The 26,237-nt window shown below is 68.9% G+C and carries 30 protein-coding genes; 14 read left to right on the top strand and 16 right to left on the bottom strand.

Annotated elements, in window-relative coordinates; all coding sequences use genetic code 11:
• Positions 1–20 precede the first annotated feature (20 nt).
• Positions 21–893, bottom strand: a complete 873-nt coding sequence (locus Q7J39_RS03175) for a bifunctional regulator KidO (protein ID WP_304820339.1) — start codon at positions 891–893, stop codon at positions 21–23.
• A 97-nt stretch (positions 894–990) separates the two neighbouring features.
• Between Q7J39_RS03175 and Q7J39_RS03170 the strand changes: the two genes are divergently transcribed.
• The 3 genes from Q7J39_RS03170 (at position 991) to Q7J39_RS03160 (ending at position 4,012) form a co-directional block, all read left to right on the top strand.
• Positions 991–1,986 carry an XdhC family protein gene (locus Q7J39_RS03170; protein WP_304820337.1) on the top strand — a complete coding sequence of 332 codons (996 nt, stop codon included), beginning with the start codon at positions 991–993 and terminating at the stop codon, positions 1,984–1,986.
• 82 nt (positions 1,987–2,068) lie between these two features.
• Positions 2,069–2,548, top strand: a complete 480-nt coding sequence (locus tag Q7J39_RS03165) for a hypothetical protein (protein WP_304820335.1) — start codon at positions 2,069–2,071, stop codon at positions 2,546–2,548.
• 123 nt (positions 2,549–2,671) lie between these two features.
• Complete coding sequence (locus Q7J39_RS03160) at positions 2,672–4,012, top strand: calcium-binding protein (RefSeq protein ID WP_304820333.1); 1,341 nt, start codon at positions 2,672–2,674, stop codon at positions 4,010–4,012.
• A 4-nt stretch (positions 4,013–4,016) separates the two neighbouring features.
• On the opposite strand, the gene glp is transcribed toward Q7J39_RS03160, so the two are convergent.
• From glp to moaA, 6 genes are all read right to left on the bottom strand, one after another.
• Positions 4,017–5,210: a gephyrin-like molybdotransferase Glp gene (gene glp / locus Q7J39_RS03155; RefSeq protein WP_304820331.1), complete on the bottom strand. Its 1,194-nt coding sequence runs from the start codon at positions 5,208–5,210 to the stop codon at positions 4,017–4,019.
• A complete protein-coding gene (gene moaC / locus Q7J39_RS03150; protein WP_304820329.1) occupies positions 5,207–5,677 on the bottom strand; it encodes a cyclic pyranopterin monophosphate synthase MoaC in 471 nt (156 codons plus the stop codon). Before moaC ends, glp begins: the two co-directional genes overlap by 4 nt.
• Positions 5,674–6,228 carry a molybdenum cofactor biosynthesis protein B gene (gene moaB / locus Q7J39_RS03145; RefSeq protein WP_304820327.1) on the bottom strand — a complete coding sequence of 185 codons (555 nt, stop codon included), beginning with the start codon at positions 6,226–6,228 and terminating at the stop codon, positions 5,674–5,676. The genes moaC and moaB overlap by 4 nt, the downstream gene beginning before the upstream one ends.
• Entirely contained in the window at positions 6,225–6,674 is a 450-nt protein-coding gene (locus tag Q7J39_RS03140) for a molybdenum cofactor biosynthesis protein MoaE (RefSeq protein WP_304820325.1), read from the bottom strand. Before Q7J39_RS03140 ends, moaB begins: the two co-directional genes overlap by 4 nt.
• A complete protein-coding gene (locus Q7J39_RS03135) occupies positions 6,671–6,916 on the bottom strand; it encodes a MoaD/ThiS family protein (RefSeq protein WP_304820323.1) in 246 nt (81 codons plus the stop codon). The genes Q7J39_RS03140 and Q7J39_RS03135 overlap by 4 nt, the downstream gene beginning before the upstream one ends.
• Positions 6,917–7,028: 112 nt before the next feature.
• On the bottom strand, positions 7,029–8,063 hold the full coding sequence (moaA, locus tag Q7J39_RS03130; RefSeq protein WP_304820321.1) for a GTP 3',8-cyclase MoaA: 1,035 nt from the start codon (positions 8,061–8,063) through the stop codon (positions 7,029–7,031).
• A gap of 32 nt (positions 8,064–8,095) precedes the next feature.
• Between moaA and Q7J39_RS03125 the strand changes: the two genes are divergently transcribed.
• On the top strand, positions 8,096–8,713 hold the full coding sequence (locus tag Q7J39_RS03125) for an NTP transferase domain-containing protein (RefSeq protein ID WP_370689989.1): 618 nt from the start codon (positions 8,096–8,098) through the stop codon (positions 8,711–8,713).
• A gap of 215 nt (positions 8,714–8,928) precedes the next feature.
• Positions 8,929–9,174 (top strand): type II toxin-antitoxin system RelE/ParE family toxin, encoded by a 246-nt coding sequence (locus Q7J39_RS03120; RefSeq protein WP_304820682.1) that lies wholly within the window; start codon positions 8,929–8,931, stop codon positions 9,172–9,174.
• Here the strand turns inward: Q7J39_RS03120 and Q7J39_RS03115 are convergent.
• Together Q7J39_RS03115 and Q7J39_RS03110 are read right to left on the bottom strand one after the other, a co-directional pair.
• Positions 9,171–11,357 carry a xanthine dehydrogenase family protein molybdopterin-binding subunit gene (locus Q7J39_RS03115; RefSeq protein ID WP_304820317.1) on the bottom strand — a complete coding sequence of 729 codons (2,187 nt, stop codon included), beginning with the start codon at positions 11,355–11,357 and terminating at the stop codon, positions 9,171–9,173. The genes Q7J39_RS03120 and Q7J39_RS03115 overlap by 4 nt on opposite strands.
• A 12-nt stretch (positions 11,358–11,369) precedes the next feature.
• Positions 11,370–11,864, bottom strand: a complete 495-nt coding sequence (locus Q7J39_RS03110) for a (2Fe-2S)-binding protein (protein ID WP_304820316.1) — start codon at positions 11,862–11,864, stop codon at positions 11,370–11,372.
• A gap of 131 nt (positions 11,865–11,995) precedes the next feature.
• Here Q7J39_RS03110 and Q7J39_RS03105 point away from each other — a divergent pair, with 131 nt between their 5' ends.
• The 5 genes from Q7J39_RS03105 to Q7J39_RS03085 all read left to right on the top strand — a co-directional run bounded on the left by Q7J39_RS03105 (position 11,996) and on the right by Q7J39_RS03085 (position 15,330).
• Positions 11,996–12,352 carry a cytochrome c family protein gene (locus Q7J39_RS03105; RefSeq protein ID WP_304820314.1) on the top strand — a complete coding sequence of 119 codons (357 nt, stop codon included), beginning with the start codon at positions 11,996–11,998 and terminating at the stop codon, positions 12,350–12,352.
• A complete protein-coding gene (locus tag Q7J39_RS03100; protein ID WP_304820312.1) occupies positions 12,349–12,669 on the top strand; it encodes a hypothetical protein in 321 nt (106 codons plus the stop codon). The genes Q7J39_RS03105 and Q7J39_RS03100 overlap by 4 nt, the downstream gene beginning before the upstream one ends.
• Complete coding sequence (locus tag Q7J39_RS03095) at positions 12,670–13,560, top strand: siroheme synthase (RefSeq protein WP_304820310.1); 891 nt, start codon at positions 12,670–12,672, stop codon at positions 13,558–13,560.
• On the top strand, positions 13,557–14,252 hold the full coding sequence (modB, locus tag Q7J39_RS03090) for a molybdate ABC transporter permease subunit (protein ID WP_304820308.1): 696 nt from the start codon (positions 13,557–13,559) through the stop codon (positions 14,250–14,252). Before Q7J39_RS03095 ends, modB begins: the two co-directional genes overlap by 4 nt.
• A 70-nt stretch (positions 14,253–14,322) precedes the next feature.
• Complete coding sequence (locus Q7J39_RS03085; protein ID WP_304820306.1) at positions 14,323–15,330, top strand: phosphotransferase; 1,008 nt, start codon at positions 14,323–14,325, stop codon at positions 15,328–15,330.
• 6 nt (positions 15,331–15,336) lie between these two features.
• Here the strand turns inward: Q7J39_RS03085 and Q7J39_RS03080 are convergent, their stop codons facing one another.
• The 3 genes from Q7J39_RS03080 to Q7J39_RS03070 all read right to left on the bottom strand — a co-directional run bounded on the left by Q7J39_RS03080 (position 15,337) and on the right by Q7J39_RS03070 (position 20,824).
• On the bottom strand, positions 15,337–17,004 hold the full coding sequence (locus Q7J39_RS03080) for an MFS transporter (RefSeq protein ID WP_304820304.1): 1,668 nt from the start codon (positions 17,002–17,004) through the stop codon (positions 15,337–15,339).
• Positions 17,005–17,068: 64 nt separating this feature from the next.
• Entirely contained in the window at positions 17,069–19,765 is a 2,697-nt protein-coding gene (locus Q7J39_RS03075; RefSeq protein ID WP_304820302.1) for a PAS domain S-box protein, read from the bottom strand.
• A 117-nt stretch (positions 19,766–19,882) separates the two neighbouring features.
• Positions 19,883–20,824, bottom strand: a complete 942-nt coding sequence (locus tag Q7J39_RS03070; RefSeq protein ID WP_304820300.1) for an alpha/beta hydrolase — start codon at positions 20,822–20,824, stop codon at positions 19,883–19,885.
• Positions 20,825–20,962: 138 nt separating this feature from the next.
• Between Q7J39_RS03070 and Q7J39_RS03065 the strand changes: the two genes are divergently transcribed.
• Genes Q7J39_RS03065 through Q7J39_RS03055 form a run of 3 tightly spaced genes read left to right on the top strand, consistent with a single transcriptional unit; the run spans position 20,963 to position 22,631 of the window.
• The gene (locus Q7J39_RS03065) at positions 20,963–21,286 is read left to right on the top strand and encodes a PadR family transcriptional regulator (RefSeq protein ID WP_304820298.1); all 324 of its coding nucleotides are present in this window, start codon (positions 20,963–20,965) and stop codon (positions 21,284–21,286) included.
• Positions 21,283–21,849 carry a DUF1700 domain-containing protein gene (locus Q7J39_RS03060; RefSeq protein ID WP_304820296.1) on the top strand — a complete coding sequence of 189 codons (567 nt, stop codon included), beginning with the start codon at positions 21,283–21,285 and terminating at the stop codon, positions 21,847–21,849. Before Q7J39_RS03065 ends, Q7J39_RS03060 begins: the two co-directional genes overlap by 4 nt.
• Before the next feature lie 11 nt (positions 21,850–21,860).
• Positions 21,861–22,631 (top strand): GIN domain-containing protein, encoded by a 771-nt coding sequence (locus Q7J39_RS03055; protein WP_304820293.1) that lies wholly within the window; start codon positions 21,861–21,863, stop codon positions 22,629–22,631.
• 91 nt (positions 22,632–22,722) lie between these two features.
• On the opposite strand, the gene Q7J39_RS03050 is transcribed toward Q7J39_RS03055, so the two are convergent.
• Entirely contained in the window at positions 22,723–23,907 is a 1,185-nt protein-coding gene (locus tag Q7J39_RS03050) for an acyl-CoA dehydrogenase (RefSeq protein WP_304820291.1), read from the bottom strand.
• A 42-nt stretch (positions 23,908–23,949) separates the two neighbouring features.
• Complete coding sequence (locus tag Q7J39_RS03045) at positions 23,950–24,741, bottom strand: enoyl-CoA hydratase/isomerase family protein (protein WP_304820289.1); 792 nt, start codon at positions 24,739–24,741, stop codon at positions 23,950–23,952.
• 257 nt (positions 24,742–24,998) lie between these two features.
• On the opposite strand from Q7J39_RS03045, the gene Q7J39_RS03040 reads away from it, so the two are divergent.
• A complete protein-coding gene (locus Q7J39_RS03040) occupies positions 24,999–25,196 on the top strand; it encodes a hypothetical protein (protein WP_304820287.1) in 198 nt (65 codons plus the stop codon).
• Positions 25,197–25,203: 7 nt separating this feature from the next.
• Here the strand turns inward: Q7J39_RS03040 and cysQ are convergent, their stop codons facing one another.
• The gene (gene cysQ, locus Q7J39_RS03035) at positions 25,204–25,974 is read right to left on the bottom strand and encodes a 3'(2'),5'-bisphosphate nucleotidase CysQ (protein ID WP_304820285.1); all 771 of its coding nucleotides are present in this window, start codon (positions 25,972–25,974) and stop codon (positions 25,204–25,206) included.
• Positions 25,971–26,171, bottom strand: coding sequence for a DUF3553 domain-containing protein (locus tag Q7J39_RS03030; RefSeq protein ID WP_304820283.1), 201 nt, complete (start codon positions 26,169–26,171; stop codon positions 25,971–25,973). Before Q7J39_RS03030 ends, cysQ begins: the two co-directional genes overlap by 4 nt.
• Positions 26,172–26,237: the final 66 nt, after the last annotated feature.

Below are 26,237 nucleotides of genomic sequence, written 5' to 3'. Positions count from 1 at the left end.
AGCCAGGCCGTGGCGGGCGCTTAAGCGGCCCTCCAGGCGCGGGGGTCGAGGGCGACCGGGTCGTCGATCGCCATGTCGTCCCAGTCGAGGTCGGGGGGCGGGCTGGAGGCCGCGGCGATCACCGCGTTCAGCTCGGCCGCGGTGGTGACGCCCACCAGGACGGCCGCGGCTTCGGGACGGGACAGGGCGAAGCCGAGGGCGGCCTGCAGAGGATCGGACCGGCCCTCGGCGATCAGCCGGCGGGCCCGGGAAATCCGGCTGGCGGCTTCCTTCAGGTGGTTGGGGGCCCGGTCGGCGGGCAGGAACAGCAGGCCCGACAGGAAGATCGAGCGCAGGTGCACCTCGATGCCGATGCCGGTCAGCGCCGCGAGCGTGCCGTCGATCAGCAGGCGCTGGTCGAGCAGGGAGGCCGGGGCCTGGATGATGTCGGGACGGAACCGGCGGGCCACGCCCAGCGGATCGTCGGAGGCGAAGACCGAGACGCCGATCTTCTTGGTGAGCCCTTGGTCCTTCAGCGCCTTCAGCCGATCCCACAGCGCCAGGCCATGGGGGCCGAACAGGTCGGTGGCCGAGGGCACCAGGATGGCGTCGGCGGTTTCCACGCCCAGGCGGCGGAGGGTAGCGCGGGCCTCGGCCTCCACGAAGTCGGGGCCGCGGTCGGCGCGGACCGTAGAGATCGAGATCCTGAAGGGGTTGGGCCGGGGCATGATCTCCCCCAGCACGCTCTCCACCTGGGGCGAGCGGCCGGCGACGTCGAAGACGGCGAGCTGGGTCCGCGCGGCGATGTCCAGGATGTCACGCACCTCGGCCTGAGGCGGACGCCCACGCAGGCTCGCCTGTTCGAGGGCGAACTGGCCGGAGCCGAGACCGAGCTTGGAAAGCGGAGACGTCATGAACAACGCTGGTTGCGAACGCTAGGAGACCCCATTTAGGGGGCAAGGCCTAAAGAAGCGGTGTCTGGAACCTTTCACGGGGGTTAAGCTCAAGGGCATGAGAGAGCCCCTGCCCGAGTGGCCATTGTTCGGCATGGCCGAGGATGTGCGGCCTGCCCTGAGGCAAGCCGTGCAACAAAATCAACCGCTTGCCCTGGCCACCCTGGTGTCGGTGGAGGGCGGCGGGCCGCGACCGGTCGGAACCCAGATGGTGTTCGCCGACGGGATCGTCTGCGGTTATTTTTCCGGTGGCTGTGTGGAGAGCGATATCGCCGACCATTCGGCGTCCTGCCTCGAAGACGGCCAGCCCCGGCGCCTGGTCTATGGCGAGGGCAGCCCCTGGCCGGACATTCAGCTGCTGTGCGGCGCGCGCATCGAGATCTTCCTGGAACGGGTCCCGGCGGGGGACCCGGCGCTCTCCGAACTGCTGGCGGCCCAGGCCGAGCGGCGGCCCGCCGTCTGGATCAGCGATGGGCTCAAGCGGCTCTGCGTGGAGCCCGACACCCAGACCGCCTGGGAGGGCGCGATTCTGCGCCGCTACGACCCGACCCCGCGCCTGGTGGTGTTCGGCTCTGATCCCACGGCGCTCGCCATCAGCCAGCTCGGCGCCCAGAGCGGCTTCGAGACCACCCTGGTGCGTCCGAAAGGCCCGGAGGCGGGTCCGCCCATCGCTGGCGTCGCCTATCGCCGGGACGAGCCGGCCCAGGCCCTGGCCGCCATCGGGACCGACGCCTGGACCGCCATCGCCATCGCTACCCATAACCTGGAGACCGACCGCACGGCGCTGGCCGCCGCCCTGCCGTCGCAGGCGGCCTATGTCGGTCTGCTGGGCGCCCGCAAGCGCCTGCCCGAGCGCATGGCGCCGCTGCGCGCCGCGGGCGTGCCGGAGAGTGTGCTGCTGCGCGTCCACGCCCCCATCGGCCTGGATATCGGCGGCAAGGCCCCCTGGGAGGTGGCCGTGTCGGTGATCGGCGAGATCATGGCCCTGCGCCACGCCCGGGCGCCGGAGACCCCGCGCGAACCGGTATCCAAGCGCGACAAGGCCGACGCCTGATTCCGAGGCGCCCGAGGCGTTGATGGGGTGATGGCGGCCTTAGCGTCTTGGCGGGCCCCCGTGCGTCAGCGATGCTCGGCTCATGAAACGCTTCGTCCCGCCCGATTTTGTTGTGCCCCTGCGCCTGGAGACCCCGGACTTCGTCCTGCGGCCCCTGCTGATCACCGATGTGGTCAAGGACTACGACGCGGTGATGTCCAGCGCCGCCGAGTTGCGGAACGTCTTCGCCCGCCAGACCCGCTGGCCGGAGGGGCTGACCTTTGAGGACGACCTGATCGACCTCGGCTGGCACCACAAGGAGTTCAAGATCCGCCGCTCCTTCGCCTACACGGTGATGGCGCCCGACGAGTCGATCTGCCTGGGCTGCGCCTATATCGAGCCGACCGAGCTGGCCGGCTACGACGCCGAGGCCTTCTGCTGGGCCCGCACCAGCCACGCGCAGCTGGATCAGCCGCTGTATCAGGCTTTCAAATCCTGGTTGCAGGCCGACTGGCCCTTCACGGCAGTGGCCTTCCCAGGGCGCGACCTGACCTGGGACGAGGTGGAAACCCTGACTCCTTAACGGAAACGCCCGTTCCGAGGCGTGCTTTAAGGTTACCCTGCCCGCTCCAGGTTGCGCGCGATTGGCGCCCTGACGAGCACCCGTAGGTTGCGCACCACGGCATCAGGCCAGGGGCGGGCAGACATGTTTCTCAACGGTGGTTCGGGCAAGGACAAGCTCACGGGCGGCGCGGGCGCCGATACGATCTATGGCCTGGGCGGCGACGACTCGCTCTCCGGTCTGGGCGGCGAGGACGTCCTGGCCGGCAACGACGGCAATGACACCCTCTCGGGCGGCGGCGCCGACGACTACCTGATGGGCGGCCTGGGCAACGACCGCATCGACGGCGGCACCGGCTTCGACTGGGCCGGCTACGAGGACGCCACCGCGGCCGTAAGGGTCGACCTGGCCCTGACCACCGCCCAGAACACCCTGGGCGCCGGAATCGACCAGCTGGTCTCCATCGAATACGTCTACGGCTCGTCCTACGGCGACACGCTGATGGGCACGTCGGGCTTCAACTACATCTTCGGTGGCGACGGCCATGACAGCCTCTCGGGCCGCGGCGGGGATGACTTCCTGGCCGGCGGCTCTGGGAAGGACATGATCGACGGGGGCGCGGGGATCGACACCGTCAGCTTCGATGATGGCGTGTCCGAAAGGGTCGCGGTCAACCTCGCCACGAACTTCGTCAGCGGACACGGCGACGACTCTTTGGTGTCTATCGAGAACGTCTATGGCACGGCCTTTGACGACAACATCGGCGGCGACAGCGGCGGCAACTACCTGTTCGGAGGGGCCGGCAACGACGTCCTCTGGGCTGACGGCAGCGGCGCTGCGCCCCCGATGCTCCCAGCTGGGGAGGACGTCCTGGATGGCGGTGAGGGCGACGACATGTTCGTTCCCGGTCAGGCCACCGAGATTGTCGTCGAAGGCGGCGAGGGGATTGATCTGATCTACTACCGCTTCGGCGGAGACGGGCCGCAACTCAACGGCGTGCATGTGGACCTGGGCTACGGCGGCCCGCAGCAGATCGACGCGACACACGTTCTGACCCTGTCCAACGTGGAACAGATTTACGGTACGGACCACAACGACGTCATCTCCGCCGGCGCCGCGAAGAACCTCATGTACGGGGCCGATGGCTACGACACCTTCGTCTTCCGTAGTCTCGCCGAGCTGGGGAACGGGAACGATGCGGACACCGTGTGGGACGACATGCTCAACGGCGACAAGATCGATCTCTCGGCCATCGACGCCGATACGACTTTGGCCGGAAATCAGGCATTCCACGCGTTCACGATCCCGCCGATCGGTCAAACTTTGCCCGAGCAGCAGTTCACCGGACAGGCGGGCGAAGTGATCGTCGGCCCTCCCCTCTATGGCATCTACCTGCTGCAGTTCGACGTAAACGGCGACCAGGTGGCCGACGCCTCTCTGTGGGTGAACAGCGTCAACCTAAGCTCCGCCAACTTCATCCTCTAGCCGACTACCCGGCCCGGTCCAGCAGCAGCACCTCGACGAGGTCGCCTGCCGCTGAGGCCGGGGCGCCGGGTGGGCGCTTGAGCAGGGCGTCGGCGGCCGCGAAGACGGTGATCAGGGAGGAGTCCTGGTCGCGGTAGGCGCGCGCGGTGATCGCGCCGTCCGCGTAGGTCAGCTTGGCCCGCAGCCAGTGTTCGCGCGGGCCGTTGGCGGCGAGTGGTTCGGCGAGGCGCGCGCTCGCCATGCGCGGGGCGTGGGCCGCGCCGGAATAGGCGGCGATCAGGGGCTTGAGGAACAGCTCGGCGCAGACGAAGGCCGAGGCCGGGTTGCCGGGCAGGCCCAGCAGGCGGCGGCCGTCGGCCAGGACGCCGAAGAAGGTGGGCTTGCCGGGCCGCACCGCGACGCTCTCCACCCGGTACTGCATGCCAAGGGCCTCGGCGGCGGTGCGCACCAGGTCGTGGTCGCCCACCGAGGCCCCGCCCACCGTGACGATGAGGTCGGCGTCGGCGTTGCGCATGGCCTCGATCACGGCGTCGAGCTGGTCGCGGACGCCGCTGAGCTTGCTGGCTTCCGCGCCCCAGGCCTCGCACATGGCCTTCAGAGCCGGCGAGCCGGAGTCGTAGATCTGGAAGGGCCCGGGGCTGGCCGGCGCCTCGACGATCTCCTCGCCGGTGGAGAGGATGGCGATGCGCGGTTTGCGGTGGACGCTGACCTCGGCGCGGCCGGCCGAGGCCGCCAGCGACAGGCCCCAGGGATCGATGCGGGTCCCGCGGATCAGCAGGATGTCGCCAGCCCGGAAGTCCTTCCCGGCGTCGCGGATATTGTCGGCCGGCGCTGCGGCGGGAACGGTGACCTGTTCGCCGTCGCGGGTGGCGTTCTCCTGGATCACCACGCTGTCGGCGCCCTGTGGCAGGGCCGCGCCGGTGAAGATGCGGATGGCCTGGCCGGCGGCGAGCGTGCCCTCATGGCCATGGCCCGCGGCGCTCTCGCCGACGATGGTCAGCGCCCCCGGCGTATCGGCGGCGCGCACGGCCCAGCCGTCCATGGCGGAGTTGGTGAAGGGGGGCTGGGCGCGGACGGCGGTGACATCCTCGGCCAGCACCCGGCCGACGGCGGCGGAGAGGGCGATGGTCTCAGCTGGCAGGGCGGCGGCTTCCGCCACCATGGCGGCGCGCGCGGCCTCGACGCTCAGCAGTTTCACGGACGCTTCCAGTCGCCGGACTTGCCGCCGGATTTCTCCATCAGGCGCACGGCCTCGATGGTCATCGCCTTATCGGCGGCCTTGAGCATGTCATAGACGGTCAGGCAGGCGACAGAGACGGCGGTCAGCGCCTCCATCTCCACCCCGGTCTGACCGCTGGTGCGGACCTTGGCGGTGACGGCCAGGCCACCCTCGCCGGGCTCGACCCGGACCTCGATCTTGGAGAGCGCCAGGGGGTGGCACAGCGGGATCAGGTCGGCGGTCTTCTTGGCCGCCATGATCCCGGCGATCTCGGCGGTGGCCCGCACATCGCCCTTCTTGGCGTCACCGGACAGGGCGAGCGCCAGGGTCTCCGGCGACATGCGCACGAAGCCCTCGGCGAGGGCCTCTCGGGTGGTGACCGCCTTGGCCGAGACGTCGACCATGTTGGCGCGCCCGGTCTCGTCGATGTGGGTCAGGCGGCTCATTTCTCGAGCAGGCGCGGCATCAGCTCGACCATGTTGCAGGGGCCATGGCGGCTGTCGAGTTGGGCGGAGATCACCTTGTCCCAGCCGTCCTTCACCGCCCCGTTTGAACCGGGGAGGCAGAAGACGAAGACCCCGCCGATCAGGCCGGCGGTGGCGCGGCTCTGCAGGGTCGACAGGCCTACCGACTGGTAGCTCACCATGTGGAAGACCACCGAGAAGCCGTCGAGCTTCTTGTCGAACAGCGGCTCAATGGCTTCCGGGGTCACGTCGCGGCCGGTGATGCCGGTGCCGCCGGTGGTGATGATGGCGTCGACGCTCCCTGAGGCGACCCAGGCCTTCACCTGCATCCGGATCTGGTCGATGTCGTCCTTGACGATTTCCTTGGCGGCCAGCTCGTGCCCCGCCCCGGTGATGCGTTCGGCCAGGACGTGGCCGGAGGTGTCGCTCTCCTCGTCGCGGGTATCGGAGATGGTCAGGACCGCGATGCGGACCGGAACAATCTGCAGCTTCTCATCGATGCGGCCGCCAGGGCTCAGGGTCGGGGCGTTCATGGGGTCTCCCAGCGGGTGATGTCGGCGTGGTCCTGCGGCTTGGGCTCGATCCAGCGCGCCGCGCCATCGGGACCGGTCTCCTTCTTCCAGAAGGGGGCGCGGCTCTTCAAGTAGTCCATCAGGAAATCGCAGGCCTCGAAGGCCGCGCGGCGGTGACCCGATGCGGTGGCCACGAAGACGATGGCCTCGCCGGGCTCGATCTGGCCCACGCGATGAACGATGCAGAAATCGTCGAGGCCGAAGCGCGCGCGGGCGCCGTCGGCGATGCGGCCGATCTCGGCTTCCGTGAAGCCCGGATAGGCCTCGAGCTCCAGGGTGGTGGTGGCGCCCTGTTCAGCCCGCGCCAGGCCGGTGAAGGTGGCGATGGCCCCGGTCTCGGTGCGGCCTTGGCAAAAGGCGGTCAGCAGGGCGCCGGGTTCGAAGGGCTGGCCGGTCAGGGTGATCATCCGCCGCTCATGGCCGGCAGGAAGGCAACCTCGGAGCGGGCGGTCAGGGCGGCGTCGCCGCGGACGATGGCCTGGTCCAGGGCCACCTGGACGCCGGGGGCGGACAGGGCTTCGGCGAGACCTTCGTCCTCGGCGCAGAGTTGATCGCGCAGGGCCGACAGCGAGGCGGGCGGGGGATCGAGGGTCCGCTCGCGCCAGCCGGCGATATCGCTCAGGCGCCCGAACAGCAGGACCTTGGCCACCCTAGACCCTTTCCGGATCAGGTTGGAACCTGATCGGATGAAAAGGGTCTATCTTCTTGAAACTAGAGCATGTCCGGGCGGCGAACCGGTTCCCACTTGCGCCTGACATGCTCTAGCCTCCCGTGGTGGACATGTGCCGGGCGACCGCGGGGGCGGATGCTCGCACGATTTGAAAATCGTGGCCCTGCGGCTTGGCGTCGACGGCCAGGCGGATGGCGTCCTCCAGACCGGCCTCGTCTGCCCCGGCCCGGATCACGGCCCGCAGGTCGCTGGCGTCCTCACGGCCCAGGCAGGTGTGCAGGGTGCCGGTGCAGGTCAGCCGCACCCGGTTGCAGGCCTCGCAGAAATTGTGGCTGAGCGGGGTGATGAAGCCCAGGCGGCCGCCGGTCTCCTCCACTGTCACATAGCGGGCCGGGCCGCCGGTGACGTGGTCGCTGTCGGTCAGGGTCCAGAAGCTTTCCAGCTCGCGGCGGACGTCCTTCAGCGACAGGAACTGGTCGGTGCGGTCGATCTCGATCTCGCCAAGCGGCATGGCCTCGATCAGGGTCATGTCGCAGCCACGGGCGTGGGCCCAGGCGATCAGGTCGGGCAGTTCGGCGGCGTTGTCGTCCTTCAGGGCCACAGCGTTGACCTTCACCGCCATGCCGGCGGCGAGCGCCGCGTCGATCCCGGCGATGACCTTGTTCAGGTCCCCGCCCCGGGTCAGCTGGCGGAACAGGTCAGGCTTCAGGGTGTCCATGGAGACATTGATGCGCCGCACGCCGAACCGGGCCAGGTCGCTCGCGAACTCGGTGAGCCGCGTGCCGTTGGTGGTCAGGGTCAGCTCATCCAGGGCGCCGGACTTCAGATGGCGCGACAGGTTCTCGATCAGGCCCATAACGCCCTTGCGAACCAGGGGCTCGCCGCCGGTGATCCGCAGCTTGCGGACGCCGAGCCTGATGAAGCCCGAGGCGAGGCGGTCGAGCTCCTCCAGGGTCAGGACCTCCGCCTTGGGCAGGAAGGTCATGTGCTCGGCCATGCAGTAGACGCAGCGCAGGTCGCAGCGGTCGGTGACCGAGACTCGCAGATAGGTCACGGTGCGGCCGAACCCGTCGATCAGGCTGGCCTGCGAAGTCGCTTGCGGAGGGGGGGCGTCATAGGGCGTCATGCGAACCCTAACATAGAGGGGAACCACGGTTGGTGACAGGGGGCGGCGGATTTGAAGCGATCGTCCTGGCGGCGGGCGCCGGGACGCGGTTCGGCGGCGGCAAGCTGCTGGCGCCCTATGGCGGCGGCGTCCTGCTGGAGGGCGCCCTGCGCGCGGCCTTTGCCGCCCCGGTGCGCGGCGTGACGGTGGTCACGGGGTCCGACCCCAGCCGGGTGGGTGCGGCGGTCATGGCCCATGCCCGGCAAACCGGCCAGTATGAGCGGCTGCAGATTGTCCATGCCGCCGATCATGCCGAGGGCATGGGGGCCTCCCTGCGCCGCGCCGCGCAGACCCTGCCGGCCGACACACAGGGGGTGTTTGTGTTCCTCGGCGACATGCCGCGCATTCCGTTGGCGGTGCTGGAGCCCCTGGCCCAGGCGGTGCGCGACGGCGCCCCCGCCGCCGCGGCGACCTTCGGGGGCAAGCGCGGCCACCCGGCGGTGATCGGCGCGGCCTTGATCCCACAGTTGCTGACGCTCCAAGGCGACGCCGGCGCGCGGGCGGTGCTGCAGGGTCTGGGCGACCGGCTGGTGCTGATCGAGGCGCCCGATGATGGGGTGCTGTTCGATGTGGACAAACCGGCTGATCTCGACGTTGGTGCGAAGAAGTAGTATTTTTTCGCCAAGGAGATCGCGATGTCCAAGGTCGAAAAACTGTCTATCGCTCTCCGAACTGAGGCGTCTCATGCAGGAAGGCCTCGATAGCGGAGAGCCCGTCGAGCGCGAACCGCGGGACGTCTTCCTGGCCCGCAATCGGAAAGCGCTGGCCGAACGCCAGAATGGCTAGACTGCGCCGAACGCCAATTGCGCTCTAGGACCTCAGCAACATCTGGCTGACCATCGCGCTCGCCAATCCCAACGCCGCCGACCGCGTGGTCTCACGCATCTACGATGCCGAAGAGCAGCTGGCCGACTTTCCGGAACTGGGCCGCGTTCGACCTAAACTCCTGCCCGATCTGCGCAGTTGGGTGGTCGGCGACTACGTCATCTTCTATCGGGTCGATCCGGACGCCGTGCAGATTCTGAGAATCCTCCACGGCGCCCGGGATCTGGGCGATCTTCTCGGCGACTAGGCCTTTACGAACGGCAGGCTGGTGGTCGCCTGGCCGTTGAGGGCCAGCAGGGCGTTGGCGACGGCGGGTGCGATCACCGGGGTGCCCGGTTCGCCGGTGCCTGAGGGGGCGTTTCCGGAGGGGACGATATAGGTCTCCACGGTCGGGGCCTCGGAGTTGCGCAGCACCCGGTAGGTGTCGAAGTTGGTCTGTTCGACCACCCCGTCCTTCAGGCTGATCTTGCCGTAGAGGGCCGCCGACAGGCCATAGCAGATGCCGCCTTCCATCTGGGCGGCGATCTGGTCGGGCGAGATGGCGGTTCCGCAGTCCACTGCGGTGACCACTCGGCCGACCTTGGGCTGGCCGTCCACCAGCTTCACCTCGGCGACCTGGGCCACCAGGGTGCCGAAGCTCTCGTGCACGGCGATGCCGCGCGTCCAGCCGGCGGGGGCCGGCTTGTCCCAGCCCGACTTCTCGGCCGCCAGGTTCAGCACCGCCAGATGGCGGGTCGCCCCGGCCTTCTCATAGAGGGTCCGGCGATAGGCCACCGGGTCCTTTCCGGCCTTGCGGGCCAGCTGGTCGATGGTGTGCTCCATGACGAAGGCGGTGTGGGTCGCCCCCACCGAGCGCCACCACAGCACCGGGATATTGACGTCGGGCATCAGCACCTGGGCGTCCACCACCGGGGTGGCCTTCAGATAGGGTGAGCCCTTGGTCCCTTCGACAGTCGTTTCGTCCACGCCCTTGGTGGGCATGGGCGAGCCCTTCATCAGGGTCTGGGTGACCACGCGGTGGCGCCAGGAGACCGGGTAGCCGTCCTTGTCGAGGGTGATCTTCAGGGCGTGGTGGGTCAGGGGGCGGAAATAGCCCGCCGCCATGTCGTCCTCGCGGGTCCAGACCAGCTTCACCGGCCGCATCTTGCCGACCTTCTTGGCGATCTCGACGCACTCGGCCACGTAGTCGGACTGGAAGTTGGCGCGGCGCCCGAAGGAGCCGCCGGCGAACAGGGTCTCGATCTCCACCGCGCCGGGCAGCATGCCGACGATCTTGGCGGTGTTGAGCTGGTCCACCGTCGGGATCTGCGAGCCGAAGGTCAGCTTGGCCTTGCCGGTCCCGACCTGGGCCACGCAGTTCATCGGCTCCATGGCCGCATGGGACAGGAATGGGAAGTCGTAGGTGGTCTCGAAGATCGTGCCCTGGACCTTCTTGGCGGCGTCGCCCTTGGTCTCGAAGGCCTGCCACTCGGTCTTTTCCGGCAACGTGCCCTTGCCCGCGGCCCACTGGCGGTAGTTTGCGGCCATGGTGTCGGAGCTGGCCTTTTCGGCGCCGGTCTCGTCCCAGGTCACCTTCAGGGCCTCGCGGCCCTTGCGGGCGGCCCAGGTGTTCTGCGCCACCACGGCGACCCCGGTGGGGATCTGGTAGACCTCCACCACGCCGGCGACCTTCTTGGCCTCGGTGGCGTCAAAGCTGCCGACCTTGGCGCCGTAGCGGGGGGCGTGGGCGACCATTGCGACCAGCATGTCCGGCATCTGGACATCCTGGGTGAAGCGGGCGGTTCCGTCGCTCTTGGCCTGGCTGTCCTTGCGGCGCACGCGGTCGGAGCCGATCAGGGTGAAGGTCTTGGGATCCTTCAGCACTGGGGCCTTGGGCGGGGCGATCTTGCCGGCCTCGGGCAGAAGTTCAGCGAAGGTCGCCGACTTGCCGGTCTTGGCGTGGCTGACGACGCTGTCCTTGACTGTGATCTCACCGGCGGGCGCGTTCCACTTGTTGGCGGCGGCCTCGACGAACATCGCCTTGGCGCCGGCGCCAGCCTGGCGCAGCTGGGTCCAGGAGTTGGAGATGGCCGACGAGCCGCCGGTGCCCTGCACGCCCATGCCGGTGTTGGCGTAGACCTTGGCGATGGCCGGGGCCTGCTCGACCTTGACCTTGGTCCAGTCGGCGTCGAGTTCCTCGGCGACGATCGCCGCCAGGCCCGCATGGTTGCCCTGGCCGAATTCGATGTGCTTGGAGATCACCGTCACCGCGCCGTCGGCGCCGATCTTGATGAAGGGCCCGAAGGCGCCGAAGTCCTCCTTGGCGCCGACGCTGAGCAGGTCGCCGGGAGAGCAGCCCACCAGCAGGGCGCCGCCCACCAGGGTCGCGCCGACCACCAGGTCGCGCCTGGTGGCGCCTTGGGTTTCGCGGGGGGAGAGGATCTTGTTCATGGCGGTCCGCTCCTAGCTCTTGGCCGGGGCGGCGGGGGCCGCGACCGGGGTGGCGGCCGGGGCCATGCCCGCGGCGTCCTTGATGGCGGCGCGAATCCGCTGGTAGGTCCCGCAGCGGCAGATGTTGCCGTCCATGGCCGCGTCGATGTCGGCGTCGCTGGGGTTGGGCTTGGCGGCCAGCAGGGCGGTGGCGCTCATGATCTGGCCCGACTGGCAGTAGCCGCACTGCGGGACATCGTGCTTGACCCAGGCCTGCTGCAGGGGTGAGTTCCCGCCCAGGCTCTCGATGGTGGTGATCTTCACCCCGGCCAGACCCTCGATGGGCATGACGCAGGCGCGGATCGGCTGGCCGTCGGCCAGCACCGTGCAGGCCCCGCACTGGGCCACGCCGCAGCCGAACTTGGAGCCGGTCAGCCCGAGTTCGTCGCGCAGCACCCACAGCAGCGGCGTGTCAGGAGCCGCCTTGACGGCCAATGGCTTGCCGTTCACGTCGAGTGTCATGGCCATGGGTCTGTCCCTCCCCCAGTGAGAATGAAGTCGCATCTTAACGTCGTTTAGTCGTCGCGGTAAATGTCGCCGTCGTGGCGGGGCGGCCCGCGACGCGCTAGGTAGGCTAACGACGTTTCCGGAGGGGTTTCATGACACGCCGTGTTCTCGCCATTCTCGCCTTCGCCGGGCTGCTGACGGGGTCGCCCGCCCTGGCCGCCGATGGGGCCAAGACCTTCCAGTTGCAGTGCAAGACCTGTCACGGCGCCAAGTCCACGCCGATGGGCCCCAGCCTGGCCGGGGTGGCCGGCCGCAAGATCGCGGGCCTGGCGGACTTCAAGTATTCCGCGGGCCTGACCGCCAAGGCCGGGGCGACCTGGACCGACGCCAATCTCGACGCCTATCTCGCCGCGCCGGCCAAGTTCGCGCCTGGGACCAAGATGATGACCGGGGTCGCCAATCCCGCCGACCGCGCCGCGGTGGTGGCCTATGTGAAGGCCCTGAAATGAGCGCCGCTCGCTGGATCGCCCTGGCCGCCGCCGGGTTCGCGCTGAGCGCCTGCGCCACCGTCGCCCCGGAAGACGCCAGCGACGCGCCGATGACCTACAGCTGCGGGGCCGGGAAGCGGTTCGTGGCGTCGTACGCCCTGGACGGCCGCATCGTGCGGGTCACCGCCGGTGGCCAGACCAAAATCCTGCGCCAGGTGAAGAAGAAGAGGGGCGATCCGATCTTCGCCGCCGGGGGCGTAACCCTGACCACCAAGGGCGCGATGGCCGACCTTGATGGCGCGCCGGCGGGTCCCTACCGGAACTGCAGAACCGGCTAGGTGGACGCCTTCCCCGCCTATTTTCCGCTGGCCGGCGCCAAGATCGTCGTGGCCGGATCCGGCGAGGCCGCCGAGAACAAGCTGCGGCTGCTGGCCTCGTCGCCGGCGACGCTCGTCCGGGTGGAGGGCCCCGACGCCTTCCTGACCGGCAGCTATTCCGGCGCCTTGCTGGTGTTCATCGATGGCGAGGACGAGGCCTTCGCCAAGGGGGCGGCCACAGCGGCCCGCGCCGCGCGCGCCCTGGTCAACGTCACCGACCGTCCCGAGCTTTGCGACTTCACGACCCCGGCGGTGATCGACCGCGGCGAAGTGGTGGCGGCCATCGGCACCGGCGGCGCCTCGCCGATGCTGGCCACCATGCTGCGCAACGACATCGAGCAGCGCGTGCCGGAGGGGACCGGGCGGGTCGCGGCCCTGTTCCGAAAATTCCAGGATGATGTCCGCGCCAAGTTCCCCGAGCTGCACGCGCGGCGCGCCTTCCTGCGCGAGACCCTTTCGGGCGCGGTGGCGCAGGCGGCTCAGGGCGGCGACATGGAGACGGCGCAGGCGCTGTTCCGCGACGCCATCGCCAAGGGACCCAAGGCGGCGGGCAAGGTGCAGTTCGTGGCCGGGCGAGGGCCTGCCGACCTGCTGACCCTGCGCGCCAGCCGCGCCCTGGCCGCCGCCGACGTGATCGCCGCCGATGAGGGCTGCGACCCCGACATCCTGGCGATGGCGCGCCGCGACGCCGAGCGGATGACGCCGGCCGAGGCGACCCCCGAGGCGATGATAGAACTTGCCAGGTCCGGCCGCCGGGTGGTGCGAGTGGGAGTTTTGGCGCCGCCTGCACAGGTGCTCCAACCCCTGGTCGCGGCCGGGGTGGCGGTCGAGGTCCTGGCGTCGGCCTCGTGATCCTGCTCACCCCCGACGACTGGGCCGCCGTGCGGCTGTCCCTGAAGGTGGCCCTGGCGGCGACGGCCCTTGGCCTGCCGCTGGCGCTGGTCACGGCCATGGCCCAGGCGCGGGGGCGGTTTGCTGTTCGCGTGCTGTTGGACGTGCTGGTCACCCTGCCGCTGGTCCTGCCGCCGGTGGCCACCGGCTATGTCCTGCTGCTGCTGTTCGGGCGGCGCGGCCTGATCGGCGAGGCCCTGGAGAGGGTCGGGATCGTCTTCGCCTTTGACTGGACCGGGGCGGCCCTGGCGGCGGGGATCATGGCCTTTCCGCTGATGGTGCGGCCCATGCGGCTGGCCATCGAGGCCCTGGACAAGGAGGTCGATGAGGTGGCCCGGACCCTGGGCGCCCCGCCCCTCGTGCGGTTCTTCCGCATCACCCTGCCGCTGGCCCTGCCCGGCGTGGCGGCCGGCGCGATCCTCGGCTTCGCCAAGGCGCTGGGGGAGTTCGGGGCCACCATCACCTTTGTCGCCGCCATCCCCGGCGAGACCCTGACCCTGCCCGCCGCCATCTATGGCGCCACCCAGTCGCCGGGGGACGAGGTGCGGGCCGGCGTGCTGTGCCTGGTGGCCGCCGCGCTGGCCATCGGGGCGGTGCTGATCTCCGACCTGGTGGGGCGGCTGGCGACCCGGACGTCCCGCGGGGCCACATAGGTATTTATCCGGGTATTATTGACTGATGTTTATATCCGGGTAAAAGGCGGCGCTGCACCGGAGCCGCCCCATGTCCATTCCCCACGCTAAACAGCCCGCCGTCGACCGCGCCCTGATGGCTGCGTTCGGCACGACGGAGATGGACAGTGTCGCCCCGGTCAGGGGCGGGCTCTCGGGCGCCCTGACCTATCGGATCCGAGTGGGGGGCATCGCCTATCTGTTGCGGCTCGAGACGCAGCGCGACGACGTCAAGGACCCCCACCGCTGGTATCGCTGTATGACCATCGCCGCCCAGGCCTGCCTGGCGCCCCGGGTCCGCTATGCCGACGCCACGGACGGGGTGGCGATCATGGAGTTCATCCCCGAGCAGTCCTGGGCCCTGGACTATGCCGGAACCCGCGAAGATCTGATTGTCGAGGCCGCCCAGGCGATCCGCGCCCTGCACCAGGCGCCGGCCTTCCCGCCGCTGGTGGACTATATGGAGGGGATGGACGCCGTCCTCGAGGGGTTCCAGGCGACGGGCCTGCTGGCGCCTGAGGCGACCTCGGACCTGCTGGACCGTTACCGCCGGGTTCGGGCGATCTATCGCACCGAACCGACCGACCTTGTTTCCAGCCACAACGACCTGAACCCGCGCAACATCCTCTATGACGGGCGGCGGCTGTGGTTCATCGACTGGGAGAGCGCGTTCCTGGCCGACAGGCACGTCGACCTGGCGACGCTCGCCAACTTCATCACCCACAGCCAAGCTGAGGAAGACCTGCTGCTGCGCACCTATTTCGGCCAGGCGCCGGACGCCCGGCAGCGGGCGCGGCAGGTGGTCATGCGGCAGGTGAACCACCTGTTCTACGGCCTGATCATGCTGACGGCGGTGGCGCGGCAGAGGCCGGGCGAGCGGGTAGCCGGTGGGCTGGACGGCCCATCCCTGGCCGAGATCCACCAGGGCCTCGGCGCCGGGACCTTTGTCCTCGACGGTTGGGACGGTCAGGTCGCCTATGGCAAGGCGCGGCTGGCCGAGGCCCTTGCCGGGATGAAGACGCAGGCCTTCGCTCAAGCGGTCAGCTCGCTGACCGCTTGAGCCACTCTAGTCGTGCAGGGACCGCTTGTTGGTCTCTGGCAGGAACAGCAGGCAGGTGACCACCGAGATCGCCGTGAAGGCGAAGGGGTACCAGAGGCCGGAATAGATGTTGCCCACCGCCGCCACGATGGCGAAGGCGGTGAAGGGCACGAACCCGCCGACCCAGCCGGTGCCGATATGGTAGGGCAGGGACATGGCGGTGTAGCGGATGCGGGTGGGGAATAGCTCCACCAGGGTCGCGGCGATGGGCCCGAACAGGGCCGTGGCGGCGATCACGAACACCATCAGCACCCCGAACACGCCGGGCAGGTTCATCCGCGCGGGATCGGCCTTTTCCGGATAGCCGGCGGCCTTCAACCCGCCCTTGATGCGGCCCTCGATCTCCGCCTTCGCGGCCTTGGCCTGGTCCTTGGAAAGGCCGGCGATGGAGGCCGACTCGATGACCGTCTCGCCGATCTTCACCTGGGCCTTGGCGCCCGGCGCGGCCTTCTGGTTGTCATAGGAGACGCCGGCGTTGGCGAGCGTGCTCTTGGCGATATCGCAGGAGGAGGTGAAGGCGGCCTTGCCCACGGGGTCGAACTGCAGGGAGCACTCGGTCGGGTCGGCCACCACCACGATGGGGGTGCGGGCCTCGGCCTCGGCGAGCGCCGGGTTGGCGGTCTTGGCCAGCATGTGGAAGCCGGGGAAGTAGGCGATCAGCATCAGGGTCATGCCAAACAGCATGACCGGCTTGCGGCCCACCTTGTCCGACAGCCAGCCGAAGGCGACGTAGAAGATGGCGCTGACCGCGGTGGCGGCCATCATCAGCATGTTGATGGTCTCGGCCGGGACCTTGAGGAACTTGTCCATGAAGGTCTGGGTGTAGAAGAAGGCGGTGTACCAGACGGCGCCCTGGGCGAACATGATGGCCACCAGGGCCAGCAGCACGATCTTCAGGTTCTTCCAGGTTCCGAAGGCCTCGGTGAAGGGGGCCTTGGCGATCTCGCCCTCTTCTTTCATCTTGGCGAAGGCCGGGCTCTCGGAGAGCTTCAGACGCATGAAGATGGAGATGGCCAGCAGGCCGGCCGAGAACAGGAACGGGATGCGCCAGCCCCAGGCGTCGAAGGCCTCGGGGCCGAAGTAGCGGCCGACGATCACCCGGGTCACCAGGATCACCAGCAGGGCGGCGAACAGGCCGAACGCCGCCGAGGTCTGCACCCAGCTGGTGGAGCGGCCACGGGCGCCGGGGGGCGCGTGCTCGGCCACGTAGATGGCGGCCCCGCCGTATTCCCCGCCCAGCGCGAAGCCCTGCAGGATGCGCATCAGCACCAGCAGGGCCGGCGCAATGATACCCGCCTGGGCGTAGGAGGGCAGCAGGCCGATGGCCACGGTGGCCCCGCCCATCAGCACCACGGTGAACAGGAAGGCGCCCTTGCGCCCCACCCGGTCGCCGATGCGGCCGAAGACCAGGGCGCCCAGGGGCCGGAAGGCGAAGCCGGCGCCGAACAGGGCCAGGGCGGCGATATAGCCGGCGGTCTCTGGAAGGCCGGAGAAGAAGGTCTTGGAGATGACCTGGGTCAGGCTGCCGAAGACGAAGAAGTCGTACCACTCGAAGGTGGTCCCGGCGGCCGAGGCGGCCACCACCGTGCGCAACGAAGCCTTCTTCGGCGCCTGGGCCTCTTCAACTGCCGCCATACGTCTCTCCCCCGAGCTCTTTGTGGCCAAGGTCTAGCATTGGCGTGGGCGGGGTTGGAAGCGGCTAGGCCACAGCCTCTTCCGGCAAGGCTTCCGCCGGCCCGCTCAGCCGCGCGATCTCGGTCAGCAGGGAGGTGGGCGAGATCGGCTTGCCCACCACGCCGTCCATGCCGGCCTCCAGGTAGGACTGGTGCTGGTGGGACAGCACATTGGCGGTCAGGGCCACGATCGGGGTCCGGGCCACAGGGCCGCCCAGGGCCCGGATGCGGCGGCAGGCCTCCAGGCCGTCGATGCCGGGCATCTGGACATCCATCAGGATCAGGTCGAAGCCGCCGCGGGCCGCGGCCTCGACCCCCAGCAGGCCGTCGGCGGCGGTCTCGACGCTGGCGCCCAGATTCTCCAGCAGCTTGGTGGCGATCATGCGGTTGGTGGAATTGTCCTCGACCACCAGGATGTGCAGCCCCTCCAGCACCGGCTCGCCGGTGTCGGCTACGGCGGCCACGGGCTCGGCGCTGGGGGCGGCGACCTCCAGCCAGAACACCGATCCCTGGTGCTCCACCGAGGTGAAGCCCACGGCGCCGCCCATCATCTGGGCCAGCTTCTGGGTGCTGGCCAGGCCCAGGCCCGAGCCGCCGAACTTTCGGGTGGTGGAGGCGTCGCCCTGGTCGAAGCGCTGGAAGATGCGGCCTTGAGCGTCCGCCGGAATGCCGACCCCGGTGTCGGCGATCTCGAAGCGCAGCATCCGGCCGGCGCTGGTGTTGTGCAGGGCGGCCCGGACGGTGACCTGTCCTTCCAGGGTGAACTTCACCGCATTGCCCACCAGGTTGAACAGCGCCTGGCGCAGGCGAACCGGGTCGGTGAAGACCCAGCCGAGATCGGCCAAACCCTCCAGCTTCAGCTCCAGCCCCTTGGCCTCGGCCTGGGGCCGCAGCAGGCGGGTGACCCCCTGGATGAGCGCCGCCGGATCGACGGACTCCTCGGCCAGGGCCAGGGCGCCGGCCTCGATCTTGGAGAAGTCGATGACGTCGTTCAGCAACTCGGCCAGCATCTGGCCGCAGGACAGGGCCTCCTCCAGCATGGCCCGGCCGTCCGGGCTGAGGCTCTCGGTCTTCAGCAGGTGCAGGACCCCCATCACCCCGTTCATCGGCGTGCGGATCTCGTGGCTCATATTGGCCAGGAAGGCGGCCTTGGCCTCAGCGCCGGCCTGGGCGGCCTCCTGGGCCTCGATGAGGGCCAGCTCCTGGCGTTTGCGCTGGTCGAAGTCGTGGACCAGGCCGACGCCCTTGAGCCAGCGGCCCTTGGCGTCGCGCTTGAGGTGGTGGAAGACCCGCATCCAGCGGGCCTCGCCGGAGGGGGTCATGATGCGGGCCTCGAAGGCTTCGCCCGACTTGCGGCGGTCGGCGTTGATATCGAGGAAGGCCTGACGCACGCCCTCCATGTCGTCGGCGTGGAACTTGGGGAAGTTCAGCTTCAGGGCGTCGCCATAGCTGCGTGAGGAGCGGCCGATCAGCTTCTTGAATTCCGGGCTGGCCCAGAAGGTCTTGTTGACGTGGTCGATCTCATAGACCCCGGCGTCGGCGGCGCTGAGTGCCACCTTCAGCCGCCGGGCGTTGGTCTGGGCCTCGCGCCGGGCGCTGGCCACCGCCGAGATGTCGTCGACATAGGCCAACATGCCACCGATCTCGCCCGAGGCGTCCAGCCAGGGTCGAACCTCCCAGCGCACCCAGTGGCGGTTACCCTGGCTGTCGGTGAAGCGGTCTTCCTTGCTGGATACCACCTCCCCCTCGAGGACCCGGCGCTGGGCGGCCAGAAACTTGCGCGGTACGTCGGGAAAGACCTCGTCGAGCCGCCGGCCCAGGTGTTCGCGGTGCCCCAGACCGAAGGCGTGCCGCCAGCGGTTGGAGATCATCAGGTAGCGCAGATCGCGGTCGAACATGGCCACCGCGAATGGGGCGTTCTCGATGAGCTGGCGAATCTGGCGCTCGGCGGCCACGGCCGCGTCGCGGGCGGCGATCATCTCGGTGATGTCCTGCGACATCCCGTTGAGCGCGAAGACACCCCCCGGTCGGGGCTCGCAATGGAAGGTGGCGCGCCAGGTGGACCAGCGACCGTCCTTGTTGCGCATCCGGTGTTCGAGGGTCTGGGGAACACCCTCCAGGATGCCGCGGTTGAAGGCGGCCCGGACGGCCTCGGCCTCATTGGGATGCAGGATCTCGCGGAAGGCGTCAGCGCTGTCCATCTCGTCGCGGCTGTAGCCGGTGATGGCGAGGATATCGTCGGACCAGTCGAGGTGCTCGCCGGCCGGCTCGAAGGACCAGGTGCCGACGCCCGCGCTCTCCGAAAGCAGCAGGCGGGTGCGGCGGGCATCCTCCAACTCGGCTTGGCGCTCCCGGTCCTGGGTGGCGTCGCGCAGGGTTCCGATGATGTGCCCGTCGTCGGTGAGCTGGCTTCGGCCCTCGAACCAGCGGTAGGACCCGTCCTTCATCCGCATGCGGGCGAGGTTCTGGCCGGTGCGGGTCTCGATCAGCTGTTCGGCGAACTTGCCGAAGGCGTCCATGTCGTCGGGATGAACGAAGTCGGCGGCGGACTTGCCGAGGATCTCGTCGCTGGCCCAGCCGGTCGCCGCCGTCCAGGCCGGGTTCACCAGCTTGAAGCGGGCGTCGGGACCGATGACGAGCAACAGCTCCTGACTGTTGGTGAACAGCCACTGGATCATCAGGCCGTGCTCCGTCGGCGTGTTGTTCGCACGCTCTGCCGGCATGGAAATCGTCCCCCGCGTTTGAGGCGAACTCTTAGGCGGGAAGCGTAAACGCAACGTTCGAAGAACGCCGTTTGATCGCGAAAGTTGAAGCGGCCTCAACCGGCGGAGGCAGGCCCCCTAGTCCATGTTCTTCTTCTGAATCTTCCATTCCGGCGCGACGCAGAGGCCGCACCCCGGACCTTCAAACAGCCTGGCGGCGCCCTTGTCGCCCTTCAGGCGCCAGGCCAGCCAGGCCGCCCCCACCTCGCCGAACCAACCGCCGTTCACGTGGCGATAGGTGCCGCCATGGCCGACACTCAGGTTGCCCATGAACACCGGGACGGCGGTGATTCTGGCGAAGTCGTCGTTGGCGTTGGGCCAGGCCACGTCCACCGGGCCGCCGATGAAGTAGGCCACCGGGGCGTGGTAGGCCTTCAGGCTGTCCTTGGTGGCGTTGGACAGCTTGGGCATGCCGCCCTGGTCGATGATGACGCCGGAGTTCCAGACCACCGTGGTCTTCACTCGGGGATCGGACGAGGCTTCGATGGCCTGCAGGCCGCCGCAGGACTGACCCATCACCGCCACGGCCTTGGTGTCGATGCGGCCCTTATAGGGACCCCTCTTGGCGTTCTGGGCCTCCGCCCAGTTGATGGCGTCGATCAGCTGGCTGGCGCTCGTCTTGGGCGCGACGATGGGCGCGCCCTGGCCGGGCGCCGCATTGGGCGTCCAGGGCGGGGCGTCCTTCGGCCCGATGGCCACCACCAGGAAGCCGTGGCTGGCGATCTTGGTGAGGAAGGGGGTGAACCGCTCGCTGGAATTGGCGCAGGCGCCGTTGCCCCAGGCGACGATGGGCAGCTTGCCCTTCACCGCCGCCAGGTCGGTGGGCCGATAGAGGGTGTGGGTCGGCAGGCTGGCGTCGGTCTCGATGGTCACGGCATAGGGGCCGAGCGCCGGGGCGTGCTGCGGCGGGGCGTCAGCCGGGACGGCCAGAATGTTGGGACGGGTGGTCGCGGCGGGCGCCTGGGCCTGGGCCAGGGTCGCCGTCAGCGCGAGCACCAGGGCGAGGGGGATGATCTTCATAGGCCGCGTTCTCCAGCAAATCGTTTGTTAGACAAACGATATTCAGCCTTACAGAGAATTCACTATCGTGCGTCGCCCACTACCTTGTATGACGCAGTACCTTGCGGTGTTCGATCGCGGGTTTTGGAGGCAGGCCGCGTGGAAGCCGTGGAAGTTCAACTGAAGAAGGGGGTGCTCGAGCTCTGCGTGCTCGCGCTCCTCTCCCGGGGCGACAACTACGCCTACGAGATCGCCAGCCGTTTGGCCGAAGGGATCGATATGGGGGAAGGCACCATCTATCCGCTGATGCGGCGGATGCAGGCCGATGGCCTGGTGGACACCTACCTAGTGGAGTCCTCGTCGGGCCCGCCGCGCAAATACTACCGTCTGACCGAGGCTGGGAAGACCAGCTTCGCCGAGCAGAAGCTGGCCTGGAGCTCGTTCTCCAAGGCCGTCAACGCCATCCTGGGAGAGGCCCAATGACCCGCCAGGCGTTCCTTGCCCGGCTGAAGGCAGGCCTCAGCGGCCTGCCCGCCGACGCCATCGCCGACATCGTCGCCGACTATGAGGCGCACTTCGCCGAAGGTGAGGCCGCCGGCCGCACCGAGGCCGAGGTGGCCGCCGCCCTGGGCGAGCCCGGCCGCCTGGCCCGCGAGCTGCGCGCCGAGGCGGGGCTGAAGCGCTGGGAGTCCGAGCGCAATCCCTCGGCCGCCGCCTCGGCGGTGTTCGCGGTGCTGGGCCTCGGCGCCATCGATCTGCTGATCCTGCTGCCCATCGTGCTGTCCATCGCCGGCACCCTGCTGGGCCTGTTCGTGGCGGTGATCGCGGTGTTCGGCTCGGGCGGCTTCGTCTTCGCCGCCGGGCCGTTCCTCGATCCCCCGGGCGGCGTGGCCGCGGCCATGCTGGCCGGGATCGGCCTGATGGCCGGCTCGGTGTCGCTGGGCGCCGTGCTCTGCCTGGTGACCGTGGGCTTCGTGAACCTGCTCGTCTGGTACGGGCGTCTCCACTACCGGCTGCTCAAGCCGGCCATTGAACCTCAAGCCTGAAGGCCCCTGACATGATCCGCCTTCTCGTCATCATCGCCGTCGTCGGTTTCCTCACCTGCATCGTCACCCTTGGGGGCGCCGTGGCCCTGGGCGGCCGCGACGTCGCCGCCCAGGGCTGGGACCACTGGGACTGGTCGGACCGCGACTGGAACATTGGCTGGGATGAAAACGGCAAGCGCCAGAGCAACTGGCGCAACCATCACCGCGACGATCCGGAGTGGGCCACCACCAGCCGCACCCTGGCCTGGGATGGTGGGACCGCCCTGATCCTTGACGTTCCCGGCGAGGTCACCTTCACCCAGGGCGGCGAAGGTCCCGGCACGCTCACCGTCACGGGCCCCAAGCGCTCCGTCGACACCTTGACCCTCTCGGGTGGCCGGCTGAGCGACGGGGTCGCCCACACCGACCGGCGGCTGAAGATCGTCATGACCGCCCCCAAGGTCACCCGCTTCGAGCTGAAGGGCGTCGATCGCCTGAACATCGAGGCCTACGATCAGGACAGCCTGGAGATCAGCACCACGGGCATGGCCAAGGTCACCGGCCACGGCAAGACCAAGGCGCTGAAGCTCAGCATGACGGGGGCCGGCGACGCCGACCTGGCGGGCCTGGACGCCGAGAGCGCCGAGGTGAGCATCTCCGGCGCGGCCGAGGCCACCATCGCGCCGCGCACCAGCGCCAAGCTCGACATCTCGGGCTCGGGCGAGGTCGAGCTGACGACCCGGCCCCTGAAGCTGGAAAAGAACATCTCCGGCTCCGGTGAGGTCAAGGAGCTGGAGTCCTGAAGATCCGCGAAAGCGGTGTCCTCCCCGGACGCAAGACTGGCCCAGAGCGGATCCCCGCCCTGGGCCTTTTCTTGGCGCGAAGTTCGCTGGCCTAGAAGGCGTTCTCGCCGGTGATGGCCCGGCCCAGGATCAGGGCGTGGACGTCGTGGGCGCCTTCATAGGTGTTGACGGTCTCCAGGTTCGCCGCGTGCCGCATCACGTGGTACTCGCCGGAAATCCCGTTGCCGCCGTGGATGTCGCGGGCCTCGCGGGCGATGGCCAGGGCCTTGCCGCAGTTGTTGCGCTTCATCAGGCTGATGGCTTCCGGCACCCAGGCGCCCTGGTCCAGCAGGCGGCCCAGCGCCAGCGAGCCCTCGAAGCCGAGCGCGATCTCGGTCTGCATGTCGGCCAGCTTCTTCTGCACCAGCTGCCGGGCGGCCAGCGGCTTGCCGAACACGCTGCGGGTCTTGGTGTAGTCGCGGCTGGCGTGCAGGCAGAACTCCGCGGCGCCCATGGCCCCCCAGGAGATGCCGTAGCGCGCCTTGTTCAGGCACGAGAACGGTCCGCGCAGGCCAGAGACGCCCGGCAGCATCTGGTCTTCCGGCACGAAGACGTCGGCGAGCGCGATCTCGCCGGTGATGGAGGCGCGCAGGGACAGCTTGTTGAGAATCTTCGGCGTGGTGAAGCCTTCCGAGCCGCGGTCCACCAGGAAGCCGCGGATCACCCCGTCCAGCTTGGCCCAGACCAGGGCGACGTCGCAGATCGGTGAGTTGCTGATCCACATCTTCGATCCCGAGAGCGTGTAGCCGCCGGGCGCCTTGCGGGCCACGGTGCGCATGGAGGCGGGATCGGAGCCGCCGTCGGCTTCCGTCAGGCCAAAGCAGCCGATGATCTCGCCCTTGGCCATGCCGGGCAGGTACTTGCGCTTCTGCTCCTCCGACCCGAAGGCGTAGATCGGGTACATGACCAGGGACGACTGCACGCTCATGGCCGAGCGGTAGCCAGAGTCGATCGCCTCGATCTCGCGGGCGATCAGGCCATAGGCCACGTGGTTGACGCCGGCCCCGCCGTATTCCTCGGGAAGCGTCGGGCCGAGGAAGCCGAGCGCCCCCATCTCGGTCATGATCTCGCGGTCGAACCGCTCCTCGGCATAGGCCGAGACCACCCGGGGCAGCAGTTTTTCGCGGGCATAGGACCGGGCGGCGTCCCAGACCATGGTCTCCTCCTCGGAGAGCCGGGACTTCATGTCCAGCGGGTCTTCCCAGTCGAAGGTCTTGGCGGCGCTGTCCTGAGCCATGGCGTTTCCCCTTGCGTGCGTTGGGGGCGTTATGACGCCAAGTCAGGTCCCTGTGTAGACGCCTTTGCGTTTCTCGAGGAACGAGGCGCGGGACTCCTGCACATCGTTGGTGGCCCGCCGCGCGAAGGAAAGGCCGACGGACTCGTATTTGAGCGCCGTGTCGAGGTCGCTCTCGAAGTTGGTCTGCAGCACCTTCTTGGCGGTCCGCACCGCCAGCGGCGGCCAGCGGGTGATCTCCTCGGCATAGGCCAGAGCCGCGTCCAGCAGGTCGTCGTGGGTTACGAGGCGGTTGAGCAGCCCCAGAGACCTGGCCTCGTCGGCCAGCACCATCCGGCTGGTGAGGATCAGGTCGGCGGCGTCGGCATAGCCGACGATGCGCGGCAGCAGCCAGCTCATGCCTGAGTCGGGCGACAGGCTGCGCTCGACGAAGGTGGTCTTGAAGCGGGCGTGTTCCGAGCCGATGCGGACGTCGCAGCCCAGGGCCGCGCTCATGCCGGCCCCGGCGCAGACCCCGTTAATGGCCCCGATCAGCGGCTTGTCGAATTCGTGGAACAGCTTGGCCCAGCGCCCGACCCAGCTCATCTCGTCGAGGCGGGCGTTCTGGCTGGTCTCGGCCGGTGGAACCTGGCCGGTGAGGTCGGCGCCGGAGCAGAAGCCGCGGCCGGCCCCGGTGAGGATCACCGCGCGGACCTCGTCGTCCTCCCGCGCCAGGCCGAAGGCGGCATGGACGTCGGCGCGAAGTTCGCCGCTGATGGCGTTCAGCTTCTCGGGGCGGTTGAGGGTGACGATCCCCACGTGGCCGCGGGTCTCATAGTCGATCGTCTGCCAGGTCATGCGCGTTTCCCCTTTTGCCCAAGCCTCGCGTGCAATGGGCGGCGGAGGCAAGGCCTAAGGCGTGGGCGCGAAAGGGCGCCCCTCGAGGCGCTCAGCCGATCAGCGCTCAGAGGAGAGCGACCTCAAGTCGACCCTGCGACAGTCCGCCCACTCGCCCGCAGCGCGAATCATGTGAGTCTGTAGACAGAGCGTCGCAACCTTCCGCGGCGATCGGTTGTTCCCGTGTCAGGCTTCTTCAGGACCAAGGGACCCCGTCCATGTCGGTTTCGCGTACCGAACCCAATCCGTTCGATCTGGTCAGGCCCTTCGTGGTGCTGGCGGTGTTTGCGTTCTTCGTGGGCTTTGCGACCTACCTGGTGGCGGGCGCCGGCAGTGTCGCCACCGCCTATTCCCGCACCCACGCCGCGCCGATTTCCTCGGACCATATCGACTGGGACAGCCGCAAGGCGATCTAGCCGGGGACTACCTGCCCCGCGCCACGAACCAGCCGTTGCGGAACTTCTCATCGGCCTTGCCGTAGACAAAGGCCTCGCCCTCCGGCGTCAGAACGCTGCCCCCCGCCGCCTCCAGCACCGCGTGACCGGCGGCGATGTCCCACTCCATGGTGGGGCCATGGCGCGGATAGACGTCGGCCGAGCCCTCCGCCAGGCGGCAGAACTTGATGGATGAGTCCATCGCGCGGGTGGCGTCGAACCCGTACTTGTCGGCCAGGGCCTTGAGGGTGTCTTCCTTCATGGTGTGGCTGACCAGGGCGACGGCCTCGCCCTTGGGCCAGGCGCGGGCCGCGACCGGCTTGCCGGCCTCGCCCACCATGCGCTTCATCGTCTGGCCGCCCTCAGTGTACCAGGTCTCGCCTGAAGCCGGCGCGCAGACGGCGCCGGCGACCGGGCGGCGACCCTCGATCAGGGCGATATTGACCGTGAAATTCGGATCGCCGCGCACGAAGGCCTTGGTGCCGTCCACCGGGTCCACCAGGAAGAAGCGATCGCCGATCGCGTCGGGGGTGCCGAACTCGCTGGCGTCCTCCTCGGAGATCACGTGGACGCCGGGGAAGTGGGTCTCCAGCCGTTCCAGGATCAGCAGCTCGCCGCGGCGGTCGGCCTCGGTGACCGGGCTCTCGTCGGCCTTGGAAAAGACCTCCAGGCCGGATTTCCACAGGGGCAGGACCAGGCGGCCGGCCTCCTCGACGATGTCGGCCAGCAAGGGCCCGATGTCGGTGTTGAAGCCGCTCATCGCCGGGCGCTCCGGGGATCGTTGCTTACGAAGGCGAGGGGCACGATCGCCGTGTCGATGACCTGCTTGCCGCCATCCTGGAAATTCACCGTCACCTTGCGCCCCGCCACCGACTGCACCTGCCCCAGACCCCAGTCTTCACGGCCCGGATGGCGTACGACGACGCCGGGCTCAAGGAAGGGATCGGAACCACTCATGAGCCGGTTACCTATCCGCCCGTCCCGGTTTGCCAAAGCGCCAAATCAGGCCAAGTTCAAAGCCTT

Source organism: Phenylobacterium sp., from assembly GCF_030651185.1.
Lineage (GTDB): Bacteria > Pseudomonadota > Alphaproteobacteria > Caulobacterales > Caulobacteraceae > Phenylobacterium.
Note: the sequence above shows the minus strand (reverse complement) of the source record. Positions and strands in the feature narration are given on the sequence as shown.

Excerpts from the sequence above, each read along its gene's own strand:
- moaB (WP_304820327.1), bottom strand. The coding sequence starts at position 6,228 with ATGAACGCCCCGACCCTGAGCCCTGGCGGCCGCATCGATGAGAAGCTG.
- Q7J39_RS03045 (WP_304820289.1), bottom strand. The coding sequence starts at position 24,741 with ATGACCTGGCAGACGATCGACTATGAGACCCGCGGCCACGTGGGGATC.
- Q7J39_RS03070 (WP_304820300.1), bottom strand. The coding sequence starts at position 20,824 with ATGAAGATCATCCCCCTCGCCCTGGTGCTCGCGCTGACGGCGACCCTG.
- Q7J39_RS03050 (WP_304820291.1), bottom strand. The coding sequence starts at position 23,907 with ATGGCTCAGGACAGCGCCGCCAAGACCTTCGACTGGGAAGACCCGCTG.
- Q7J39_RS03165 (WP_304820335.1), top strand. The coding sequence starts at position 2,069 with ATGAAACGCTTCGTCCCGCCCGATTTTGTTGTGCCCCTGCGCCTGGAG.
- Q7J39_RS03080 (WP_304820304.1), bottom strand. The coding sequence starts at position 17,004 with ATGGCGGCAGTTGAAGAGGCCCAGGCGCCGAAGAAGGCTTCGTTGCGC.
- Q7J39_RS03055 (WP_304820293.1), top strand. The coding sequence starts at position 21,861 with ATGATCCGCCTTCTCGTCATCATCGCCGTCGTCGGTTTCCTCACCTGC.
- Q7J39_RS03170 (WP_304820337.1), top strand. The coding sequence starts at position 991 with ATGAGAGAGCCCCTGCCCGAGTGGCCATTGTTCGGCATGGCCGAGGAT.
- Q7J39_RS03105 (WP_304820314.1), top strand. The coding sequence starts at position 11,996 with ATGACACGCCGTGTTCTCGCCATTCTCGCCTTCGCCGGGCTGCTGACG.
- Q7J39_RS03030 (WP_304820283.1), bottom strand. The coding sequence starts at position 26,171 with ATGAGTGGTTCCGATCCCTTCCTTGAGCCCGGCGTCGTCGTACGCCAT.
- Q7J39_RS03040 (WP_304820287.1), top strand. The coding sequence starts at position 24,999 with ATGTCGGTTTCGCGTACCGAACCCAATCCGTTCGATCTGGTCAGGCCC.
- Q7J39_RS03160 (WP_304820333.1), top strand. The coding sequence starts at position 2,672 with ATGTTTCTCAACGGTGGTTCGGGCAAGGACAAGCTCACGGGCGGCGCG.
- Q7J39_RS03140 (WP_304820325.1), bottom strand. The coding sequence starts at position 6,674 with ATGATCACCCTGACCGGCCAGCCCTTCGAACCCGGCGCCCTGCTGACC.
- Q7J39_RS03115 (WP_304820317.1), bottom strand. The coding sequence starts at position 11,357 with ATGAACAAGATCCTCTCCCCCCGCGAAACCCAAGGCGCCACCAGGCGC.
- Q7J39_RS03060 (WP_304820296.1), top strand. The coding sequence starts at position 21,283 with ATGACCCGCCAGGCGTTCCTTGCCCGGCTGAAGGCAGGCCTCAGCGGC.
- Q7J39_RS03175 (WP_304820339.1), bottom strand. The coding sequence starts at position 893 with ATGACGTCTCCGCTTTCCAAGCTCGGTCTCGGCTCCGGCCAGTTCGCC.
- Q7J39_RS03085 (WP_304820306.1), top strand. The coding sequence starts at position 14,323 with ATGTCCATTCCCCACGCTAAACAGCCCGCCGTCGACCGCGCCCTGATG.
- moaC (WP_304820329.1), bottom strand. The coding sequence starts at position 5,677 with ATGAGCCGCCTGACCCACATCGACGAGACCGGGCGCGCCAACATGGTC.
- moaA (WP_304820321.1), bottom strand. The coding sequence starts at position 8,063 with ATGACGCCCTATGACGCCCCCCCTCCGCAAGCGACTTCGCAGGCCAGC.
- cysQ (WP_304820285.1), bottom strand. The coding sequence starts at position 25,974 with ATGAGCGGCTTCAACACCGACATCGGGCCCTTGCTGGCCGACATCGTC.
- Q7J39_RS03100 (WP_304820312.1), top strand. The coding sequence starts at position 12,349 with ATGAGCGCCGCTCGCTGGATCGCCCTGGCCGCCGCCGGGTTCGCGCTG.
- Q7J39_RS03110 (WP_304820316.1), bottom strand. The coding sequence starts at position 11,864 with ATGGCCATGACACTCGACGTGAACGGCAAGCCATTGGCCGTCAAGGCG.
- Q7J39_RS03075 (WP_304820302.1), bottom strand. The coding sequence starts at position 19,765 with ATGCCGGCAGAGCGTGCGAACAACACGCCGACGGAGCACGGCCTGATG.